General features: G+C 66.8%; 3 protein-coding genes. 2 read left to right on the top strand and 1 reads right to left on the bottom strand.

Features of this window, described 5'->3' with window-relative positions; translation table 11 throughout:
- The first annotated feature begins 1,697 nt into the window (after positions 1-1,697).
- Complete coding sequence (locus tag VD972_RS18925) at positions 1,698-1,922, top strand: helix-turn-helix domain-containing protein (RefSeq protein ID WP_324988943.1); 225 nt, start codon at positions 1,698-1,700, stop codon at positions 1,920-1,922.
- Positions 1,919-3,106, top strand: coding sequence for a tyrosine-type recombinase/integrase (locus VD972_RS18930; protein WP_324988944.1), 1,188 nt, complete (start codon positions 1,919-1,921; stop codon positions 3,104-3,106). Before VD972_RS18925 ends, VD972_RS18930 begins: the two co-directional genes overlap by 4 nt.
- Before the next feature lie 139 nt (positions 3,107-3,245).
- Here VD972_RS18930 and VD972_RS18935 read toward each other — a convergent pair.
- Positions 3,246-4,109: VWA domain-containing protein (locus VD972_RS18935; protein WP_324988947.1), on the bottom strand; the 864-nt coding region annotated here is incomplete at its 5' end.

Raw genomic sequence — 4,109 nt, forward strand, 5'->3', positions numbered from 1 at the left:
GTGCGCGCTCCAGCGAGACCGGGATGCTGAACAGCGCGCCGGGTGTCTGACGCGGGCGCACGCTCAACGATGGGCACCGCTGTGGCTCCTAGTGCATGCTCCATGGTGGGCATCTCTGCGGTTCCTGGCACGTGCTCCGCAGGCTGGGCCACCCGAGCAGAGCGCCGAATGTCCAACGTAGGAGCGTGCTCCACGGCGGCAGAACTGCTGAGCAAGGCACCGAGTGTCCGACACGCGCTCTCGCCACAGGCAGGCAGTCGCACGCGGAGATGGGCACCGCTGCGATCCTGGCGCTCCACTGAGTTGGGCAGCCCGAGCGCGCGGATGGGCAGCACTGCGGACCTTGCGCACTCTCCTCGGCGCCGGTGATGGCGCCGGTGGTGGCACCGGTGGTCGCGCCGGTGGTCGCGCCGGTGGTGGTCCCGTGAAGTCCCGTCACGCCGCCCATATCCGTGTCACGGCCTTAGCCGCGCCACCCATCGCTCGCGCTCCATCCGCTCGCTCGCATGGGCCCTTGGTTGTCCGACTGCACGCTTGCCGATCAACACCCACGCTTTGCCCGTCGTCTGGACACACGACTTTGGGTTGTGTCACTCCTGCTGTGGGTGGTTCTGGGCAGTTTGGAGAGTGTGTGAAAGGGCGGGTTGGGCGGTGGTCGAGATCTACTCCCTGGAGGGGCAACCCTCCATGTGCGGCGCAGTCGTGCGCTGTTGTTGGCTGCCCAGTAACGCTGGGCGAAATGCCGGTGACAACGCCAGGAACGCCAGCGAGAACGCCAGGGTGCGCCGCTGGTCACTCCAGGCGGCGCCGGTAGTCGCGCCAGGGCGCACCGCGCGCTCTGGTGCTTCCACAACTTCCCGGCTGCGCTGCCAGGGTACCAGACTGGCGAGCGCGGATGCAGCCCGCTGTGCTGGGGAGCTCGACGCAACGGAACGGCACGTGTCCGACGCAGGCACGCGCTACCCGCCCAGCAGTCACGCCTTGACCATGACTGCTGCCGTTGAGCGCTCCACCGCGTCGCGCTTGCCTGGTGTCCGTGCGTGCTCCACGGCGAAACATGGAGATTGTAGGGATCTGCTGGGGTTTGCCTGGATCCGCCGGAGATTGCCTGAATACGCCCAATGTCCAAACGTGCCGCGCTTGGGCACCTTGGGCACCATGACTCACGCCACACAAAACGCCCAGCAGGCGCGACGGGCGCCCACTCTTCCCAACTGGAAGAGACGGGCACAGACCTGTCCAACCCTGTCCAACGCTGGCCAACTCTGCCCAGCGCGGCCCGTCGCGTTGCCGCGGCTCAGGTGGATGCGAGACAGTCTCTCCCGTGCAGCGATGCACAACAACTCGCCCCGGTACGTGTGGCGAGCCGTCGTGGATAGCCCCCGCAGCGCAGCGTGCCTCCTCCGCCCCCCGGATGCACTCAGGTCGCCGTACAGCTTCGAGCTTCGCGGCTCCGCGCGCCTCACCGCATGGCGCTGCGTATCCCGGCGACAGGAGCGCAGCGTCGGACACTCGGCAGTCGGAAGCCGCTCGCCCATGCAGGGCCAACACGAGACACAGAACCATCAACCACGGGGCAGCCACGGGGAGCCCCCAGGATTGCGCACGTGCGTGCGCTGTACGCGGGGCACTCTTCGCAGTGCAGCCCGTGCTCACGCGGCGCGCTCCGCCGCGTCGATGCAGGAGGGGAATCAGCCATGAGCGTGCCCCCTCTGACCGCGAGCAACGCGCCCGCCTTTCTCACCGTAGAGGAAGCCGCCGAATTGCTGCGCGTGAACCGGAAGACTCTCTACGAGGCGATCCGGCTCGAACAAGTGCCCGGCGTTGCACGGCTTGGGCGAATCCTCCGCATCCACCGGGACACGCTGCTAACGTGGAGCCCCGGTAACAGCAGGCCTGCGCTCGGAGACAAGAAGTCATGAGCGTCAGACTGCGGCAGTGGAAAACCAAGGAGGGCAAGGTGCAAGAGGCGTGGTGGGTGGACGTCAAGTACCAGCACCCGAGCGGCAGGGTGGAGCGGATCCGCAAGGCCTCGCCCATCAACACCCGCCGGGGGGCTGAAGAGTACGAGCGTCAGATCCGCCATGCACTCCTGACCGGAACCTTCGGCAAGGAGAACAGCGCGGGCCGAGTCCCCACCCTCGGGGAGTTCGTCCCGCGCTTCCTGACGTACAGCGAGAACAACAACAAGCATTCCAGCGTTGTCACCAAGCGGCAGATCCTGGACGACCACCTGATCCTCGCGTTCGGCAACACGCCCCTTGATGCCATCGGTCCAGCGGAGATCGAAGACTTCAAGGCCGCGATGCGTAAGAAGCCCTCGGGCGCGAGAGCACGGAAGGAAGCCCCCACGCGGGCGGCCCTCCTCAAGCGCAAAGGCTCCGGTGGGGTGAAGCTGCTCTCACTCAAGTCGATCAACAACGTTCTGACGGTCCTGCACAAGTTGCTGGCACTGGCTCAAGAACAGGGCGTGATCCAACACGTCCCGCGCGTCAAGCTGTTCAAGACGGACAAGCCCGCCTTTGACTTCCTCTCTTTCGAGGAAGCCGAGCGCTTGATCAACGCTGCTGAGCCGGAGTGGCGGACGTTGATCCTCGTGGCGCCCAAGACGGGGCTGCGGCTTGGGGAACTGATCGGGCTCCAGTGGGCAGACCTGGACTTGCAGCGCGGCAAGCTCAATGTGCGCCGGACAATCTGGCGCGGCGTGGTGGGGCTGCCCAAGGGTGGGCGGGAAAGGACCGTGGACCTGCCCGCGTCGGCTGTGGAGGCACTCAAGGCACACCGCCACCTGTGCGGGCCTTACGTGTTCTGCCAGCCGGACGGCCAGCCGCTCACCGCTGGGATGCTCAAGCACCCGCTCCTGCGGGCGCTGCGGATGGCGGGCGTCAGCCGCCCAGAGGGCTGCATCGGATGGCACGATCTCCGCCATACCTACGGCAGCCATCTCGCGATGCGGGGCGTTGCCCTCAAAGTCATTCAGGAGTTGATGGGGCACGCCACCATCGAGATGACCATGAGGTACGCGCACCTGTCGCCCGAGGCGCGGGAGAGTGCGGTGCAGGAGTTGGATCGTCCCATCCCCCAGCTGCGAGCCGCTCTGGGCTAGAGACGCCAGAGGGGCACACTGAGGTCACATGATGAAAACGAGGATAAAGAAAAACCCAGCAACCCGGTGAGATTGCTGGGCTTCTCGGGATGGAGGCGGCGGGAATCGAACCCGCCGCCGATGATGAGACAGGACCTGATCAGTAGGACACGCCGTAGCTGGCAGCCTGCGTCCGGACGCTCTTCATCACGTTGTCGTCGAAGCTGTCCGCCTTCTCCTCCACGTTGTTCGCGCGCCACGAGTCACGCTCCTCTGCCAGCTTCGCGGCCTTCGCCTCCAGCGTCTTCCGCTCATCCGCGAGCTGCTTCACCTTCGCCGCCTGCTGCTCCTTCTTCAGCCCCTTGAGCTCCGCGGGCAGCTCGGCCTCCGTCACGCTCGCCAGCGCCTCCGGCTTCTCCATCAGGTCCACCGCTCCACCCACCGCCACCGGCGCGCTGCTCGCCGCCGGAGCGCCCTTGCCCGAGCCCGCCGACCGGGCCTTCTTCATGTAGCTGATGCGCTCGGCCGCCGCCTCGGGCGCCAGCGCGGCCATCTGTGCCGCGCGGCCCCGGTTCTCCGCCTGCACCGCAGTCGAGCCCGTGTACATCGTCTTCGCCGCGATCTCCGCGTTCACCTTCGCCAGCTCCGCGTCATACGGCGTCGCCACCGCCAGCATCCCACCCTCCTGGCCGATCGTGTCGAAGGTGCCGTCCGTCAGCTTCGCCGCGTACTTCCAGGAGGTCGCCGTCTCGCCATCCCCGCCGCAGCGCACCGTGTTCACCACGATGTGGCGATCCTTGGCCTGCTTCGCCCAGTGCTTGAAGTTCCACTGATCGCCGCGCTCGGCCGGCGGCGCGTCACCCACCAGGAAGATGACCTTCATCGTCTCGCGGTTGTCGCTCCAGGACATCTTCGACACCGCCTCGCCCAGGCCTCGGCCCACGTGCTCGGGGGTGTCACCGCCCCCATCCGCGCGGAACTTCCGCAGGTGGGTGAACACCGTGTCCAGGTCCTCGCTCAGATC

The sequence above is a fragment of the Hyalangium sp. genome, assembly GCF_035629615.1.
Lineage (GTDB): Bacteria > Myxococcota > Myxococcia > Myxococcales > Myxococcaceae > Hyalangium.